The organism is Microbacterium sp. ProA8 (assembly GCF_039905635.1).
GTDB classification, from domain to species: Bacteria; Actinomycetota; Actinomycetes; order Actinomycetales; family Microbacteriaceae; genus Microbacterium; species Microbacterium chionoecetis.
The window spans coordinates 2,435,850-2,451,130 of the sequence record NZ_CP157000.1 but is presented as its reverse complement, the minus strand read 5'-3'; the positions used below and the strand labels follow the sequence as shown (position 1 = coordinate 2,451,130).

Below are 15,281 nucleotides of genomic sequence, written 5' to 3'. Positions count from 1 at the left end.
CCGGTGGCGACGAAACGCCGGCGCGCATCCCCCGAGAAGACGCGTCCGAGCGCCTTCTGGCCGCTTGCGGCCATCGTGGTGCCCCTGCTGAGCCTGCTGTTCAAGCTCGAGATCGACGGCCAGGAGAAGCTGCCTCGCGACGGGGCCTACGTCCTCGCACCGAACCACCTCAGTGAAGTCGACCCCCTCGTGGTCGCACTCGCGGTGTGGCGCAGTGGCCGGGCGCCCCGGTTCATGGCGAAGGAGAGCCTGTTCCGCGTGCCCGTGCTGGGATGGGCGCTGAGGGCGACGGGCATGGTGCCGGTCGCGCGCGCCGCCTCCGCCGCCTCGGCCCGCGCGACGCTCGAGGCGTCCGAGACCCTGGTAGAGCACGGTCGCGGCGTGATCGTCTACCCCGAGGGCTCGCTCACCCGCGAGCCCGAGCTGTGGCCCATGCGTGGCAAGACCGGCGCCGTCCGTCTCGCGCTGGCCGGCGGCATCCCTGTCATCCCGATGGCTCACTGGGGCGCCCAGCAGGTGCTGCCGCGCTACGGCAAGCTCAAGCTCTGGCCGCTGCGCCGCCGTGTGCGCGTGGTCATCGGCGACCCCGTCGACCTGTCGGCCTACGTCGGACGGGCGTCTTCGCAGTCGGCGCTCGTCGAGGCGACCGACGTGGTGATGGCCGACATCGCGGGCCTGCTCTCGCAGCTGCGCGGAGAGCCGGCACCGCCCGAGCGCTGGAACCCGGCCGATCACGGCCAGAAGGAGACGGGGCGCCTTGAGCCGTAGGCAGGATGCCGCGCGCCCGCGCGTCGCCGTGGTCGGCGCGGGCAGCTGGGGAACGACGTTCGGCAAGATCCTCGCCGACGGCGGTGCGCACGTGACCATGTGGGCGCGTCGCCCGGAGCTGGCGAGCGAGATCCAGGAGGGCAAGCGCAACAGCGAGTACCTTCCGGGCATCAACCTGCCGCGCGACATGCACGCCACCCACCACCTCTCGGAGGCGCTCGAGGGCGCGGAGCAGGTTTACCTGTCGATTCCGAGCCAGGCGGTGCGCCAGAACCTCAAGGCGGTGCGGCCGCTCATCGCGCAGAGCGACGCGCCCATCGTCTCGCTGATGAAGGGCGTCGAGCGGCGCACCGGCCTGCGCATGAGCCAGGTGATCGAGCAGGAGCTGCACTGCGATCCCGCGCGCATCGCGGTCGCCTCGGGACCCAACCTCGCCCTCGAGATCGCGCGCGAGCAGCCGACCGCCGCCGTCATCTCGTCGACCAGCCAGGAGACCGCGGAGGCGGTCGCCCGCCGCGCGCGCAACCAGTACTTCCGCACGTTCGTGAACACCGACGTGATCGGCACCGAGTTCGGCGGCGTGCTCAAGAACCTGATCGCGGTCGCCATCGGCATCGTGGACGGCGTGGGCTACGGCGAGAACACGAAGGCGTCGATCATCACGCGCGGTCTCGTCGAGATGACGGACTTCGCGGTCGCCTTCGGCGCCCAGCCCGAGACCCTCCAGGGCCTCGCGGGCCTCGGCGACCTCATCGCGACGTGCCAGTCGCCGCTCAGCCGCAACAACACGGCGGGACGCCTGCTCGGCCAGGGATATCGTTTCGACGACGTGGTCAAGCAGATGAACCAGACGGCGGAGGGGCTCGCTTCGGTCGCGCCCATCCTGCAGCTCGCACGAGAAGTGGGCGTGCAGATGCCGATCGTCGAGCAGGTCAAGATGGTGCTGGACGGCACCATGAATCCGCGCGACATCGCGCCGCATCTCACAACAGACGACGACACCCCCCAGGGCGAGAGGACGACGAATGGACAAGCCGGCGGTGGCGGTGCTCTTTGGCGGTCGATCCAGCGAGCACTCGATCAGTTCCGCAACGGCGGGCGGGGTGCTCCGGGCGATCGACCGTGACCGTTACCGGGTGATCCCGATCGGGATCACCCGCGACGGCGTGTTCGTGCTCGAGGACGACGATCCCGACAAGTTCGCGCTCGATGCCGACCGGCTGCCCGAAGTCGTCGACAACGGCACGCGCGTCGTGTGGCCCGAAGGCGGCGCCGACCGGACGCTGCGCGTGCGCCGGGCCGACGGCTCGGTGGACGAGCTCGGCCGCCTGGACGTGGTGCTGCCGATCCTCCATGGCCTGCACGGCGAGGACGGCACCGTCCAGGGCTTCTTCGACACGCTCGGCATCCCGTATGCAGGCGGCGGTGTCCTGGACTCCGCGCTGTGCATGGACAAACACTTCATGAAGATCGTGCTCGCCGCCGCCGGCGTGCCGGTGTCGCCCTGGGTGACGGTCACCCGTGCGCGCTGGGAGAGCGACCCCGAGGGTGTGCGAGCCGATGCCGCAGCCCTCGGCGAGCCCACGTTCGTCAAGCCTGCGCGCGCGGGGTCGAGCGTCGGCGTCTCGAAGGTGCATGATTCCTCCGAGCTCGCGGAAGCCCTGGAACTGGCGTTCGCCGAGGACGACAAGGTGCTCATCGAGTCGGCCATCGTGGGCCGCGAGGTCGAGGTGGCGATCCTCGAGGGGCGCGGGGGCGCGATCGCCCGCGCATCGCTGCCCGGCGAGATCGTGCTGACGACACGGGAGTTCTACGACTTCGAGGGCAAGTACCTCGGCGGCGAGGGTGCCGAGGTCGTCTGTCCGGCCGACCTGACGGACGCCGAGATCTCGGCGATCCAGGAGCTCGGCATCCGTGCGTTCCAGGCGGTGGACGGCAAGGGACTCGCCCGCGTGGACTTCTTCCTGACGAACGACGGCCTCTACGTCAACGAGCTGAACACCATGCCGGGATTCACCCCGATCTCCATGTTCCCGAAGTGCTGGATCGCCTCGGGTGTGTCGTACCCGCAGCTGATCACCGAGCTCGTCGACACGGCGCTCGAGCGCACCACGCGCGTGACGGCGACCGCGAACGCGCGCTGAGGCCCGCGTTGGCCGGCGTCCGGCCGAGCCGTGCGTCGGCGTGGTCTGCGCCGTCCCGAGCGCCGGCGTGTCAGGGGGCGGGCGTGGCGCCGCGTTCGAGGCACTCGCCGTCGACCGGCAGCACGCTCACGATCGGCGACAGCGCATCCAGGACGTCGCGGCTGGACGCCCCCTCGCCGGCCTCATCGGCGGTGGTGTCGAGGTAGATCTCGACGGCGGGGGTGCGGCCGAACGTCGTCAACCGGAAGCGCGGCGCGTCGGAGTCGTCGATGATCCAGTCGACGCCCGCCACGCTCTCGCACCGCAGCACCGTCGGCCCTGGAGGCTCGACGCCGCATGTCAGCAGCACCTTCGCGGGTTCGCCCCACGCGCCGGTGGCCTGGGCGTCCGTCCACCGTCGGGGCTGTCCGCTGACCGTCCCGGGCAGGTTCGACGTGATCTCCGCGCACAGCGGGTCGTTCGCCGACTCGGCCGGATCGAGGTCGACGGTCGAGGTGCACCCCGTCAGGCCGATCGCGGCGACGGCCGCCAATCCGATCGCGACCAGTCGGATCGCGACCGGGGAGGGAGGAACACGCACCGCTCCAGGCTAACCCGGCGCGGCGGACGGCTTCGCCGCCGGCGGTAGCGTGGTGGGGTGGACGACGAGCGCGGGGATCCGACGGTGGGAGAGCTGAGCGAGGGGACCATTCTGCGCAGCATCCTGGACCGGCTCGGCGAGTCGAACGCCCTCGTCGGTCCGGGTGACGACGCCGCCGTGATCGCGGCCGCCGACGGCCGCGTGGTCGCCACCGTGGACACGCTCGTCCACGGCCCCGACTTCCGGCTCGCCTGGTCGAGCGCCTTCGACCTCGGCTACAAGGCGGCCGCCGTCAACCTCGCCGACGTCGCCGCGATGGGTGCGACGCCCACCGCACTGCTGGTGGCGCTGGCGATGCCCGACGCCACGCGGCTGTCGTTCGTCACCGGCATCGCCGACGGCCTCCGCGCCGCCTGTCGCGATCTTGCGCCCGGCTGCCGGGTCGAGGGCGGCGACCTCACCGTATCCGACACCCTCACCGTCGCGGTGACGGCGCTCGGCGCCTTGGCGGGACGCGCACCCGTGCTCCGCTCGGGTGCGCGGGCGGGTGACGTCGTGGCGGTCGCGGGTGAGCTCGGCAGAGCGGCGCGGGGCCTGCGCATCCTCTTCGAGCGCTTCACGGATGCCGCAGGCTCGCCGATCCCCGTCGACGAGCGCGTGCTCGAGCCGGAGGAGCTCACCGATCTCGTCGCGCAGCTGCGGCCGTCGCCTCCGGTCTGGCTGGGTCCCGATGCCGCGGACGCGGGGGCCACGGCGATGATGGATGTCTCGGACGGCCTCGTGCTCGACGCCTCCCGGCTGGCGGCGGCATCCGGTGTCACGCTCGCGCTGGAATCGTCGCTCGTCGGCGCGGATCCCGCATCGGCGCTCGGAGGTGGCGAGGACCACGCGCTGCTGGCGGCCTTCCCGGCCGGCCGGGCGCTGCCGCGGGGCTTCGTGCGCGTCGGCACGGTGCAGGCGCGTGGCGAGCACGCCGTCCTCGTCGACGGCAGACCGTTCGAAGGCCGCGGTGGCTGGGATCCCTATCACGACTGGGACGCCCGCACGGGCTGAGCGCCACCCGGCCGGGAGCCGATGTCGGGCTCGCCGCTACTGTGGGCACGATGACCGATCTGCTGCCGCGATCGCGGCCCGAAGACCAGGGGGTTCCCTCCGCAGCACTCGCGCGCCTCGTGTCGGCCCTCGACGCGATCGGACACGTCCACACGGTGACCGTGATCAGGCACGGCCATGTGGTGCTCGAGGCGACGTGGGCGCCCTATGAACGGGATGCTCCGCACGCGATGTACTCGGTGAGCAAGAGCTTCACGTCGATGGCCGTGGGGCTCGCGATCGACGAGCGACTCTTCGCGCTCGACGACCTCGTCGTCGAGCTGCTGCCCGACCTCGTGCCCGAGGAGCCGTCACCGCATCTCGGCGCGCTGAGCGTCCGCCACCTGCTGACGATGTCGACGGGGCACGCCGCAGAGCCGGACTGGCAGGCCTCGGACGAGTGGGCCCGCGAGGCGCTCGCCGCCGAACTGGAGTTCCCGCCCGGAGCCCACTGGCTGTACAACACCGCGGCCACCTACGTCCTGTCCGAGATCGTGCAGCGCCGCAGCGGTGAGCGGCTGAGCGACTATCTCGCGCCGCGCCTGTTCGCGCCGCTCGGCTTCCAGGAGCCGTGGTGGCTGCAGAGCCCGACCGGCGTGGACGCGGGCGGCTACGGCCTGATGATCCGCGCCGAGGAGCTCGCCGCGTTCGGGCAGCTGCTGCTGCAGCGCGGTGAATGGCGCGGCGATCAGCTGGTGCCGGCGGAGTGGATCGACCTCGCGACGAGCTCGCAGATCGCCAACGGCGACCCGGCGAGCGGTGCCTGGGACCAGCAGGGGTACGGCTTCCAGTTCTGGCGGTGTCCCGACGGCGCCTACCGCGGCGACGGGGCGTTCGGCCAGTACGTCATCGTGCTGCCCGAGCAGGATGCGGTCGTGGCGATCACCGGAGGGCTGGCGGACATGGGCCCGCCCGCCGCTGCGATCTGGAACGAGCTGCTGCCCGCGTTCGACACCGTAGAAGCCGCGGCTCCCCTTCCGGCGCCCCTCGTGATCCCGCCGGCGGGCGGCGCGCGGCGCGACACGGAGCTCGAGTACGCCTACACCGCAGGACCGATCGCGCGACTGCGGATCGGGCGGGAGTGTCTGGTGATCAACGGGATCGAGCTCGCCTGCGCGCCGCACGAATGGGCCGTCGGCGAACTCGCACTCGACGGAGAACGCGAATGGTTCGGCGACCGGGTCGCGGTATCCGGAGGCTGGCAGGGAGACGATTTCATCGCGCTGCTGCGCGTGCTCGAAGACGCGGTGACGTTCCGGATCCGCGTATCGCCGAGCGGTGGGCTGACGATCACCCGCGATGTCGGATTCGACGGACCGGATGTCTGGAGCGGGGAGCCCGCCACGACCGCCGCCGGCGAGGCGGCGTCGTCAGTCGGCTGACCCGGTGACGGTGTCGGTGGCGGCGCCTGCTTCCGCCTCTCGGGTCGCCCACCACAGCGTCGTGTCGCCGTAGCGCTTGGAACGGGTCGCGACGAGCCCGGGCGGCAGCGCAGGCTCGGGCGAGCGCGAGGCGCGCTCGACGATCACCGCGGCGTCGCCCGAGAGCACCGGGACGAGCAGAGCGAGAGTCGCAGAGAGCTCGGGCTCGCCGACGTCGTAGGGCGGATCCAGGAACACGATGTCGAACGGGCCACGGGCGGTCCGCAGGAACCCATCGGCGGCGCTGCGGTGCACGCGGAGGGCGACCTGGGTGCCGACGGCTTTGGCCACGCGCCCGGCATTGCGCTGGGCGACTGCCGCCGCCCGCGGTGACTTCTCGACGAGATCCGCGGATGCCGCGCCCCGACTGACCGCCTCGAGCCCGAGTGCACCCGAGCCGGCGTAGAGGTCGAGCACGGCCGCACCGCGCAGCACATCGGCGGATTCCAGCGCGCCGAAGAGCGATTCGCGGACACGGTCGCTCGTGGGCCGTGTGCCCGCGTCGGGGACGTCGAGCACGATCGAGCCGGCGCGCCCGGAGATGATGCGTGTCACAGCTTCACGATATCGAGGCGAGTCCGCTCCGAGCGGCGTTCACGCGACCGCGGCGTCCTCTTCCCGCAGGCGCGGTTCGGTGCGCAGCTCCGGGCGGAGGCCGGACTTGTCGGCGTAGAACGCGCGGATGACATCCATATCCGCGCGGACGTCGCCGGTGAGCTCGATCGTGGGGCCGAGACCCGTCGTCATCGTGGTGCGGTCGACATAGCCCAGCGTCACCGGCAGCCCCGCTTCGCGGGCGATGCGATAGAACCCGGACTTCCAGTACGAGCCGGAGCCGCGTGTGCCCTCGGGCGTGACGACGAGGCCGAACACCTCGCCCGCGTGGATCCGGGCGACCACGTCGCCGACGACGCGGGAGGGGTCCGCACGGTCGACGGGGATGCCGCCGATGCCGCGCATGATCGGCCCCTTCCAGCCGCGGAACAGGCTGGCCTTGCCGAGCCACCGCACCGGCATGCGCAGCCGCCACGCGATGCCGAGCATGAGCACGAAGTCCCAGTTCGAGGTGTGCGGCGCGCCCAGCAGGACGGCCGGGCGATCGGGGGCCGGTTCGGTGGACAGCGTCCAGCGACTGCAGGCCCAGTAGACACGGGAAAGGAGTCGTCGGAGCATCCGGCAACCATACGATTTCCCGCTGTGCTTCGGCCGACAGCGGCCGCGGCGGTCATACGACGTGTGGGGCGTGCAGGTCCGCCGACGGTCGTCGGCGGCGGATCCTAGACTCGTCTCATGGCGTCCTTCACCCTCGACTCGAGCCTCGGCGGCGCGGTCGGCGGCAAGACGGCGGCGGCGCTCGAGCGTGCCTTCGGCATGACGATCGTCGGCGACCTGATGGCGCACTATCCCCGCCGGTACGCGCGTCGAGGCGAGCTGACGCAGATCTCCTCGCTGCCGGTGGGCGAGCCGGTGACGATCGTGGCCGAGGTCCGGCGGGCGAGCGAGCGGCGCATGAAGAACCGCAACGGCTCCCTGCTCGAGGTGGTGATCAGCGACGGCAACGGCGAGCTGTCTCTGACGTTCTTCAACCAGGCCTGGCGCGTCAAGGACCTCAAGCCCGGGCGGCGCGGCATCTTCGCCGGAAAGGTGGGGGAGTACCGCGGCGCGAAGCAGCTCGCCCACCCCGACTACGAGCTGTTCGACGACGAGGAGCAGGCCCGCCTTCAGGCCGAGGCGAACATCAACCTGCCGATCCCGATCTACCCGGCGACCAGCACGATCGCCAGCTGGCAGCTGCAGAAGATCGTCGACCTGGTGCTCGATGGGCTCGGTGAGGTGCCTGACCCGCTCACCGACGAGTTGCGGGCGCGACACGGCCTGCTCGACGCCCGCACGGCGATCGAGCGCATCCACCGGCCCAAGGCCCTGGAGGAGATCGAGCCGGCGCGGGCGACACTGCGCATGCAGGAGGCCTTCGTGCTGCAGGTCGCGCTGCTGCAGCAGCGCCAGTTCGTCCGGGCGCTGTCCGCCACGCGCCGGGCCCCCGGGGCGCTCCTGGAGCGGTTCGACGCCGCGCTGCCGTTTCCGCGCACGCCCGACCAGGTGAGTGTGGGCGAGGACGTGGCCCGAGACCTCCAGGGCGACTGGCCGATGAACCGGCTGGTGCAGGGCGAGGTCGGCTCGGGCAAGACGCTCGTCGCCCTGCGCGCGATGCTCCAGGTCGCCGAGTCCGGCGGCCAGTCGGCGCTCATCGCCCCGACCGAGGTGCTGGCGGGGCAGCACGTGCGCTCGATCGCCCGGATGCTCGGCCCGCAGCTCGCGCCCGAGCTGATGCCCACCCTGCTCACCGGGCAGCTGCCCGCGGCAGAGCGGCGCAAGGCCGCGCTGCGTGCCGCATCCGGCCAGGCGCGCATCGTCGTCGGCACCCATGCCCTCCTCAGCGAGAGCACGACGTTCGCGGACCTCGGTCTGGTGGTGGTCGACGAGCAGCACCGCTTCGGCGTCGAGCAGCGCGAGTCGCTGCGCGCCAAGGGCTCGTCGCCGCATGCGCTGGTGCTCACCGCGACGCCCATCCCGCGCACCGTGGCCATGACGGTCTTCGGCGACCTGGACGTCTCGACCATCCGCACGATGCCGGCCGGCCGCGCAGGCATCGAGACGTTCGTCGCGCCGCTGGCCGAGCATCCCGGCTGGTTCGGGCGGGTCTGGGAGCGGATCGCCGAGGAGGTCGGCCAGGGACGCCAGGCGTTCGTGGTCTGCGCCGCCATCGACGCCGAGGCGCTCACCAAGGACGACACCGCGGACGAGCCGCCCGGAGACACGGGCGGTGAGACCCCCCGCACCCGCTGGGGGGTCGTGCAGGTCGCGGACGTGCTGTCGCGGCATTCGTCGTTCTCCGACATCCGTGTCGAGGTGCTGCACGGCAAGATGCCCTCGGACGAGAAGGATGCCGTGATGCAGGCGTTCGCCCGCGGTGACATCGACGTGCTCGTGGCGACGACGGTGGTCGAGGTCGGGGTGGACGTCCCGAACGCGTCGACGATGGCGATCCTCGAGGCCGACCGGTTCGGCGTGTCGCAGCTGCATCAGCTGCGCGGTCGCGTCGGACGAGGCGGCATACCGGGACTCTGCCTGCTGGTCACCGAGGCGCCCCGCGGCACCCCGGCCCGCGAGCGTGTCGAAGCCGTCGCCTCGACCCTGGACGGCTTCGCGCTCGCCGAGGTGGATCTCGAGCTGCGGGGCGAGGGTGACGTCCTGGGTGACGCGCAGTCCGGCGCGCGGTCGTCGCTGCGCCTGCTGCGCGTCGTGAAGGACGCCGACATCATCGCCGAGGCGCGCGTCGCGGCCGAGCAGGTGCTGGCCGACGACCCCGCCCTGCAGCGGCATCCCGGTCTGTCCGCCGCGCTCGAACGCAACGTCGGAATGGCCGAGCGCGCGGCCCTCGCGAAGAACTGACGCGCGGCGGGTCGACCTCCAGCCGCCCAGTAGGCTGGTCGGCATGAGCAGCCGGATCGCCGTCGTCCCGGGATCGTTCGATCCGCCGACCCTCGGTCATCTCGACGTGATCCGCCGTGCCGCGTCGCTGTACGACGAGCTCCACGTGCTCGTCGTGCACAACCCCGGCAAAGAGGCCATGCTGCCGATCGCGCAGCGCCAGGCGCTCCTGGAGCAGTCCATCGCCGAGAGCGACATCGACGGCGAGGTCGTCGTGGCCTCGTGGAGCATGGGGCTGCTGGTCGACTATGCGACGGATGTCGGCGCGAGCGTCCTGGTGAAGGGCATCCGCTCGCAGGTCGACGTGGCGTACGAGACGCCCATGGCGATCGTGAACCGTCACCTCGCGCACGTCGAGACGGTGTTCCTGCTGCCCGACCCCGCGCACGCGCTCGTGTCGAGCTCGCTGGTGCGTCAGGTCGCCGCGCTGGGCGGCGACGTCTCGCCGTACGTGCCGTCGGCGGTGGCGCGGTTCCTCGACACCGGCGCGCGGGGCATCTGACCACGAACCGCGGCTAGGCTGGAGTCGTGGCCAGAAAGCATGTGACGGGTCCGTTCGTCCTTCCGATCCGCGACATCATCCACCGCTCGGGCGAGATGCGCGAGCACACCATCGAGGTTCCGGCACCCGCGAAGTGGGGCGAGGGCCTGGTGTCCATCCCCGAGGGGGAGCCGGTCGTCGTCGAGGTGCGGCTCGAGTCCGTGCACGAGGGCATTCTCGCCTCCGGCGACATCGACACCCAGTACTCCGGTGTCTGCAGTCGCTGCCTCACCGACATCACCGAGGGGCTCCAAGTCGAGTTTCAGGAGCTTTTCGCGTATCCTGGGGAGGAAGAAGCTGACTTCGAGGTTCAAGACGACCACGTGGATCTTGAAACTCTGGTCAGGGAAGCGGTCGTCCTGTCGCTTCCGTTTCAGCCGGTGTGCCAGCCGGATTGCCCCGGCCTCGATCCGGTCACGGGCGAGCGACTGGCCGATAGCGCCGGATCGCAGCAGAGCGAGCCTCTCGATCCACGTTGGGCCGCGCTCCAGGACTACACCACAGACCACGACGACGAAGCACCGCGCCCCCGCGGTTGATTCCCGGCGTCGAGAACACAGAAGAGAGCAAGCCATGGCAGGTAACCCCCCGAAGCGGAAGGTCTCCCGCTCCAACACTCGTTCGCGTCGCGCCCAGTGGAAGGCGGCGCCCATCACGCTGACCACCACGATCGAGAACGGCAAGAAGGTCTACAGCCGTCCTCACCAGGCGAAGGTCGTCACCGACTCGCAGGGCACCGAGCTGTTCCTCGAGTACAAGGGCCGCAAGGTCGCCGACGTCTGATCATCGCGCACTGACGTGACAGACGTCGCTGCCGAGAGCATCGCTCACGCAGACCTCACACAGAAGCTCGGAGTCGTCATCGACCCCGAGCTTCTGTCGCTGGCGCTCACGCATCGGTCGTGGGCGTACGAGAACGGGCAGGGGCCGAACAACGAGCGCCTCGAGTTCCTCGGCGACTCCGTGCTGGGTCTCGCCGTGACCGTGCGACTGTTCACCGGACATCCCGACCTCGAAGAGGGCGCACTCGCGAAGCGACGGGCCGGCGTCGTCTCCACCGTCGCCCTCGCCGAGATCGCCCGCGGCATCGGCCTGGGGGAGCACCTCATGCTCGGCCGCGGCGAGATCCTCACCGGCGGTCGCGACAAGGATTCGATCCTCGCCGACACGATGGAGGCGATCTTCGGCGCCGCCTACCTGTCAGCCGGAGCGGATGCCGCGACCGGCCTGGTGCTGCGGCTCGTCGAGCCGCTGCTCGCAGATCCCGAGCGCTACGGCGCAGCGATGGATCCCAAGACCGCCCTGCAGGAGCTCGCCGCCCACAGCGGGCTGCAGCCCCCGATGTATGCGGTGACCTCGACCGGCCCCGACCACGATCGTCGCTTCACGGCGGCTGTGACCGTCGGCGACCTCATCGCCGAGGGTGCCGGGACGAGCAAGAAGCACGCCGAGATGGCCGCCGCGCTCACCGCATGGCGCGACCTCAGCGGGCGTGCCTGAGCTTCCCGAGGTCGAGGTCGTCCGCGCCGGCCTCGCGCCCGCGGTCAGCGGCGCCCTGGTGCTCGGCGTCACGGTCGTCGACGAGCGAGCGCTGACGCGGCACGCCGGCGACGCGACGGACTTCGAGGCCCGTCTCACCGGGCGGGTCGTGCTCTCCGCCGCCCGGCGCGGCAAGTTCCTGTGGCTGCCGCTGCACCCCGACGCGGGCGACGGCACGGCCGCCGATGCCGTCGTGGGCCACCTGGGAATGAGCGGCCAGATGCTGCTGCGGGCTCCGGGGGCGGCCGCCGAGCGGCACGAGCGCGTGCGCATCGACCTGGCGCACCCGGTGCACGGGGAGCTGTCCGTCAGGTTCGCCGATCAGCGGACGTTCGGCTCGCTGGCGATCGACGATCTGATCCCGACCGCCGACGGCGCACCCGGCGGGTGGGGGTGGGCCGAGGCATCCGTCCCGGCGCAGGTCGCCCATATCGCGCGGGATCCGCTGGATCCCGCGTTCTCGGATGCCGCCGTCCGGCTGATCCTCCGGCGCAAGGACTCGGCGATCAAACGCGTGCTGCTCGACCAGACCGTCGTCAGCGGTGTCGGCAACATCTACGCCGACGAGTCGCTGTGGGCGGCGCGCATCCACCCGGAGACCCCGGCACGCGCACTGTCGACGCGTGCGGTGAACCGCCTGCTGGCCGAGGTGCGGCACGTGCTCGACAAGGCGCTCGCCGAGGGCGGCACGAGCTTCGACGCGCAATACGTCAACGTGAACGGCCAGGCCGGCTACTTCGCCCACTCGCTCAACGCGTACGGCCGCACCGGGGAGCCGTGTCCCCGATGCGGCCGTCCGATCGTGCGCGTGTCGTTCACGAATCGCTCGAGCCACTTCTGCGCGCACTGCCAGCGGATGCCGCGCCCGGCGCCCGGACCCGATGACGGCGTCTGACGCGTCAGGCGCGCCCCGGCGCCGTCAAAGCACGAGCACCTTCTTCCACGCGCCCGCGTACGAGGCCGGCACGAAGCCGATGGCTTCGTTGATGTCGAGCATGTGACGGTTCTCCTCGGCGTTGAAGGTCGAGACCCGCGGCGACTCGGGCACCAGATCGCGCCAGCGCAGCAGGTTGGCGCACTTCACGATGGTCCCGAGACGATGTCCGCGGTGCTCCTTCACGACCAGCGTGCCGAACTGCTGGGTCGCGCCGGTGCGCTCCTCCGCGATGGCGAGCTCGTTGTACGCCGCGATCCGGCCGGTGGGCACGTGGAGCACCACCGCGACGGAGACGGTGAGCCCCTGCGCCTTCAGCCGGGCGTCGCGACGCTCGACGCGCGCGGCATCCCAATGCTGCTCGTCGATGACCATCCCGCCGGCCGGCACATCCGTCGACATGCGCGAGATCGCGTACGCGAAGCCGTCGAGGTACTCGGGCGGCGTCGGCGACGTCCACTGGATCGAACGGTAGTCCTCGCCCGCGGCCGCCTCCGCCTCGGCGAGCATGCGCTCGACGGGGCCGAAGTCGCCGGTGAGATCGAAGACGCTGTTGCGCTCCACCTGCTCGAGGGTGAAGCCGCTCGCCTGCTGGAATCGCGTCTGCGGATCGTCGGCGGGAATGGAGCCCCAGCCGGTCGGCGGCTCCAGACGCGGGCCCTCCGCCTGCGGCCGGTGCAGCGTCCACGTCTGGATCGTGGCGAGTCCCCGCTCACGGGCCTCGCGCTCGACCTCGGTGAGCAGCAGCTCCTCGATGCCCTGGCCGCGATGCGGCGGGTCGACCATGAGATCGAACTCCACGGTGCTGGCATCGGCCTGGTTCGAGATCATCAGCTTCACGGCACCCAGCACCGTGTCGCCGCGCAGCGCAGCGAAACCGAGCTGCGTCCAGTCGGTCTGGTCCTGCCAGAACCCGAGCATCTCGTCAGGCTCTTCGTGCAGATAGTCATGGCCCGCGTCCTCGCGGCAGACCGCGTTGGCGATCCGCACCATCTCGAGGAACGTACGGGCGTCCGGTGCGTCCACCGCTGCGGGAACGGCGATCCGCTGGACGGTCACGACCGCGGTGTCGGCCAGGTCAGTCATCGAGCACCTTCTTCCATGCCCCCACGTACGCGATCGGCGCGAAGCCGATCGCCTCATTGATGTCCAGCATCGGCCGGTTCTCCTCTGCGTTGTAGGTGATGACGCGCGCGGATGCGGGCGCCACGTCGCGCCAGGACAGGAGTCCCGCGCACTTGACGAGCGTGCCGAGCTTGTGTCCCCGGTGCTCCTTGAGCACGAGTGTGTCCTCCTGGTGGGACGGCTCGGTGCGGTCCTTGCCGATCACGAGCTCGTTGAACGCGCACAGCTCACCGGTCTCGATGTGCTGCGCCGCGGTCACCTGGATCGTGCGACCGGACGAGGTGTAGCGCGCGTCGTGCTCGGCGATGCGCGCGGCGTCCCACGCCTCTTCGGCGAACTCGAGGGCCGCCGAGGGCGCGTCGGTCGACATCCGGGACTTCATCCAGGCGTACCCCGCCACGTACTCCTCGGGCGTGGGGGCGAACCACTGCACCACGCGGTAGCCGGATGAGGCGGCTTGCGCCTCGGCCAGCAGTCGCTCGACCTCGGCGAACGAGCCGGTGAGGTCGAACGCGCTGTTGCGTTCGACCTGTTCCAGCGCGTAGCCGTGGCGGAGGTAGAACCGGGCGATGTGGTCCTCGGGGATCTGGCCGAAGCCGGTCGGCGGCGCCAGCTGCGGGCCGGTCGCGGCAGGATGCTCTGCCCAGGACTGCAGCACGGTGCGGCCGTGGGCACGGGCCGTCTGCTCGACGAGCTCGTACGCGGCCGAGCCGATGCCGCGGCCCCAGGTGTCGCGCAGCAGTTCGATGAGCCAGAAGGCCTCCTTCGACCCCTCCTCGTGAGGGATGTCGATCCCGGCGCGGCCGATGCACTTCCCGTCGTCCACTATCACCCACGACAGCCGGGTCTCGTACTCGGTGGGGCGGTAGTGGGGGAGGAGCTCATCCGCGGTGATCCGGTGGTCGTCGTGACCGGAGATCTCGCGGTAGATGATGTTGCGCACCCGGACCATCTCGACGAAGTCGGCGGCGTCCGGTGCGTCGATCGAGGCGGGAACGACGAGGGGGCGGAATTCGAGCCCCGTGATGGTGGTCATGTCAATGCGTCCTTGCGATGTCGATGCGAGTTGCGAGGGGGGTGGGGTCCGCCGCCCGGTGCGGGCGGCGGACCCGGTGGCCGTCACGGCCGGGGTGCGAGGGTGGCCTCGCGGAGGTAGGCGCGTTCACGCTGCGCGGTGGCCTCCTGCTGCCGGTACGTGTGAGCGTGCCGGCGGCGGTCGTCCGCGAGCCGCGGGGTGCGGGTGCTCCACAGCAGCAGCCTCAGACCCAGGTGGAGGGCGAGGCGGTCCAGGAGCGAGGTCCGGGTGTCGCGGCTCGGGAGCCGCAGCGTATCGGGGAGGCCCGAGGGGCGCTGCGGCGCAAGGAGAGTATTCATGATTGCTCTTTCCGGTTATGAAAGGGATGCCTCGGCGGGCGCCGGAGGCGGAGATGTCATGCCGCAGCACGACGGGACGATGGCAGGGGGCGCGCGCTCAGCACCGCGAAGCGGAGCCGGCGCAGCAGACGAGCAGCGCCCGGAAGCGGGCAGACTCGTCCCCTGCGGGGATCAGATGGCGGCGGGGAAACGGCCGCTCAGCACAGCGCCGAAGGAGTAGGTCCCCGACGCGACGGCACGAATCGCTCCGCCATCACGGGCGGCGATTCCA

At 71.1% G+C, this 15,281-nt stretch carries 17 protein-coding genes; 11 read left to right on the top strand and 6 right to left on the bottom strand.

The annotated features are described in order from the left end of the window. Window positions 1-3 precede the first annotated feature (3 nt). From ABG085_RS10915 to ABG085_RS10905, 3 genes are read left to right on the top strand one after another with little or no spacing between them, the layout of a single operon-like run. On the top strand, window positions 4-768 hold the full coding sequence (locus ABG085_RS10915; RefSeq protein WP_347975769.1) for a lysophospholipid acyltransferase family protein: 765 nt from the start codon (window positions 4-6) through the stop codon (window positions 766-768). Continuing rightward, a complete protein-coding gene (locus tag ABG085_RS10910; protein WP_163617376.1) occupies window positions 758-1,894 on the top strand; it encodes an NAD(P)H-dependent glycerol-3-phosphate dehydrogenase in 1,137 nt (378 codons plus the stop codon). Before ABG085_RS10915 ends, ABG085_RS10910 begins: the two co-directional genes overlap by 11 nt. Further along, complete coding sequence (locus tag ABG085_RS10905; RefSeq protein ID WP_347975768.1) at window positions 1,794-2,912, top strand: D-alanine--D-alanine ligase family protein; 1,119 nt, start codon at window positions 1,794-1,796, stop codon at window positions 2,910-2,912. The genes ABG085_RS10910 and ABG085_RS10905 overlap by 101 nt, the downstream gene beginning before the upstream one ends. A 70-nt stretch (window positions 2,913-2,982) precedes the next feature. On the opposite strand, the gene ABG085_RS10900 is transcribed toward ABG085_RS10905, so the two are convergent. Continuing rightward, entirely contained in the window at window positions 2,983-3,492 is a 510-nt protein-coding gene (locus ABG085_RS10900; RefSeq protein WP_347975767.1) for a DUF3515 family protein, read from the bottom strand. A gap of 57 nt (window positions 3,493-3,549) precedes the next feature. On the opposite strand from ABG085_RS10900, the gene thiL reads away from it, so the two are divergent. After that, window positions 3,550-4,545: a thiamine-phosphate kinase gene (thiL, locus tag ABG085_RS10895; protein ID WP_347975766.1), complete on the top strand. Its 996-nt coding sequence runs from the start codon at window positions 3,550-3,552 to the stop codon at window positions 4,543-4,545. 50 nt (window positions 4,546-4,595) lie between these two features. Then, window positions 4,596-5,966, top strand: coding sequence for a serine hydrolase (locus tag ABG085_RS10890; protein ID WP_347975764.1), 1,371 nt, complete (start codon window positions 4,596-4,598; stop codon window positions 5,964-5,966). Here the strand turns inward: ABG085_RS10890 and rsmD are convergent. Both rsmD and ABG085_RS10880 read right to left on the bottom strand, forming a co-directional pair. Further along, window positions 5,955-6,560 (bottom strand): 16S rRNA (guanine(966)-N(2))-methyltransferase RsmD, encoded by a 606-nt coding sequence (gene rsmD / locus ABG085_RS10885; protein ID WP_347975763.1) that lies wholly within the window; start codon window positions 6,558-6,560, stop codon window positions 5,955-5,957. The genes ABG085_RS10890 and rsmD overlap by 12 nt on opposite strands. Before the next feature lie 39 nt (window positions 6,561-6,599). Continuing rightward, window positions 6,600-7,178 (bottom strand): 1-acyl-sn-glycerol-3-phosphate acyltransferase, encoded by a 579-nt coding sequence (locus tag ABG085_RS10880; RefSeq protein ID WP_347975762.1) that lies wholly within the window; start codon window positions 7,176-7,178, stop codon window positions 6,600-6,602. A 117-nt stretch (window positions 7,179-7,295) separates the two neighbouring features. Here ABG085_RS10880 and ABG085_RS10875 point away from each other — a divergent pair, with 117 nt between their 5' ends. From ABG085_RS10875 to mutM, 6 genes are read left to right on the top strand one after another with little or no spacing between them, the layout of a single operon-like run. Further along, a complete protein-coding gene (locus ABG085_RS10875) occupies window positions 7,296-9,458 on the top strand; it encodes an ATP-dependent DNA helicase RecG (protein WP_347975761.1) in 2,163 nt (720 codons plus the stop codon). A 43-nt stretch (window positions 9,459-9,501) separates the two neighbouring features. Continuing rightward, window positions 9,502-9,999 carry a pantetheine-phosphate adenylyltransferase gene (coaD, locus tag ABG085_RS10870; protein ID WP_347975760.1) on the top strand — a complete coding sequence of 166 codons (498 nt, stop codon included), beginning with the start codon at window positions 9,502-9,504 and terminating at the stop codon, window positions 9,997-9,999. Between the two features lie 41 nt (window positions 10,000-10,040). Further along, window positions 10,041-10,577, top strand: a complete 537-nt coding sequence (locus tag ABG085_RS10865) for a YceD family protein (protein WP_347979172.1) — start codon at window positions 10,041-10,043, stop codon at window positions 10,575-10,577. A gap of 34 nt (window positions 10,578-10,611) precedes the next feature. Beyond that, window positions 10,612-10,821 (top strand): 50S ribosomal protein L32, encoded by a 210-nt coding sequence (rpmF, locus tag ABG085_RS10860; RefSeq protein WP_163617368.1) that lies wholly within the window; start codon window positions 10,612-10,614, stop codon window positions 10,819-10,821. A gap of 15 nt (window positions 10,822-10,836) precedes the next feature. Next, the gene (gene rnc / locus ABG085_RS10855) at window positions 10,837-11,538 is read left to right on the top strand and encodes a ribonuclease III (protein ID WP_347975759.1); all 702 of its coding nucleotides are present in this window, start codon (window positions 10,837-10,839) and stop codon (window positions 11,536-11,538) included. Next, window positions 11,531-12,472, top strand: coding sequence for a bifunctional DNA-formamidopyrimidine glycosylase/DNA-(apurinic or apyrimidinic site) lyase (gene mutM / locus ABG085_RS10850; RefSeq protein WP_347975758.1), 942 nt, complete (start codon window positions 11,531-11,533; stop codon window positions 12,470-12,472). Before rnc ends, mutM begins: the two co-directional genes overlap by 8 nt. Before the next feature lie 24 nt (window positions 12,473-12,496). On the opposite strand, the gene ABG085_RS10845 is transcribed toward mutM, so the two are convergent. From ABG085_RS10845 to ABG085_RS10835, 3 genes are all read right to left on the bottom strand, one after another. Further along, window positions 12,497-13,597 carry a GNAT family N-acetyltransferase gene (locus ABG085_RS10845; RefSeq protein ID WP_347975757.1) on the bottom strand — a complete coding sequence of 367 codons (1,101 nt, stop codon included), beginning with the start codon at window positions 13,595-13,597 and terminating at the stop codon, window positions 12,497-12,499. Then, window positions 13,590-14,672 (bottom strand): GNAT family N-acetyltransferase, encoded by a 1,083-nt coding sequence (locus ABG085_RS10840; protein WP_347975756.1) that lies wholly within the window; start codon window positions 14,670-14,672, stop codon window positions 13,590-13,592. Before ABG085_RS10840 ends, ABG085_RS10845 begins: the two co-directional genes overlap by 8 nt. 83 nt (window positions 14,673-14,755) lie before the next feature. Next, window positions 14,756-15,010, bottom strand: coding sequence for a hypothetical protein (locus tag ABG085_RS10835; RefSeq protein ID WP_347975755.1), 255 nt, complete (start codon window positions 15,008-15,010; stop codon window positions 14,756-14,758). Between the last annotated feature and the right edge of the window lie 271 nt (window positions 15,011-15,281).